Source organism: Mycobacterium montefiorense (assembly GCF_003112775.1).
In the GTDB taxonomy this organism is placed as follows: domain Bacteria; phylum Actinomycetota; class Actinomycetes; order Mycobacteriales; family Mycobacteriaceae; genus Mycobacterium; species Mycobacterium montefiorense.
Window position 1 is genome coordinate 1 of sequence record NZ_BFCH01000041.1, and the last position, 1419, is coordinate 1419.

General features: G+C 61.9%; 1 protein-coding gene. It reads left to right on the forward strand.

The features are described 5' to 3' along the window. The coding region (locus DB708_RS25800) for a thioester reductase domain-containing protein (RefSeq protein WP_133251060.1) at window positions 1-1419 on the forward strand (1419 nt) is incomplete at both ends.

Here is a 1419-nt window from a genome sequence, read left to right on the forward strand (position 1 = left end):
GGTGGTTGCTCGTGAGGATCAGCCTGGGGTGCGGCGTTTGGTGGGGTATGTCACGGAGTCGGTGGCCGGGATTGTGGATTCGGTTGCGGTGCGTGAGGTGTTGGGGCAGCGGTTGCCGTCTTATATGGTGCCGGCTGCGGTGGTGGTGGTTGAGGGGTTGCCACTGACGGTGAACGGGAAACTCGATACTCGGGCGTTGCCGGCTCCTGAATATGGTGACGCGCAACGGTATCGGGCTCCGGGGACCGCGGCTGAGGAGATTTTGGCGGGGATTTTCGCTCAAGTCCTGGGTGTGGAGCGGGTTGGGGTGGATGACTCGTTCTTTGATCTGGGTGGGGATTCGTTGTCGATGATGCGTGTGCTCGCTGCCGTCAACAAAGCCTTCGGCACCAACCTCGCTGTACGCACGTTCTTCGACGCGCCGTCCGTGAGCGGTTTGAACCAGCAGGTAGAGAACTACACCAGCGCGCAGGAGGCAGTGTCGGAGCTCTTTGCGGCCGTACACGGCCGTGGCGTCACTGAGGTGCACGCCGGCGATCTCACACTGGACAAATTCCTCGATGCCAAGACATTGGCCGGCGCCACCACGGTGCCGGGTCCGGTCACAGAGGCGCGGACCGTTCTGCTGACCGGAGCTACCGGATTCCTCGGACGCTACCTGGCACTGGAATGGCTCGAACAGATGGAGCGGGTCGGCGGCAAGCTGGTCTGCCTGGTGCGGGCGAACTCCGATGAGGATGCCCGCCAACGCTTGGAGAAGACTTTCGACAGCGGCGACGCGCAATTGCTTTGCCATTTCCAGGAACTGGCCGCTGACCATCTGGAGGTCCTTGCCGGCGACAAGGGTCAAGCCAACTTGGGCCTGGACCAGCAAACCTGGCAGCGGCTGGCCGAGACCGTCGATCTGATCGTCGATTCAGCAGCCCAGGTCAACGGCGCGCTGCCCTACAGCGAATTGTTTGCGCCCAACGTCGTGGGTACTGCCGAGCTGATCCGACTGGCACTCACCACGAAGCTCAAGCCCTTCACATATGTGTCGACCGCTGATGTGGGTCGCCAGATCGAGCCGGCCGCGTTCACCGAGGATGCCGATATCCGGATCATCAGCCCGACCCGGGTAATCGACAACAGCCCGACCAATGGCTACGGCAACAGCAAATGGGCTGGTGAGGTATTACTACGGGAAGCAAACGACCTATGCGGGCTGCCGGTCGCGGTATTTCGTTCCGGGATGATCCTTGCCGACACCACCTATGCGGGCCAGCTCAATATGTCGGACATGGTCACCCGGATGGTGCTCAGCGTGGTGGCCACTGGGCTTGCACCCACCTCGTTCTACCAACTCGACGACGCCGGCAATCGGCAGCCCACCCACTTCAACGGACTACCCGTCGAGTTCGTTGCCGAGGCGATCACAAC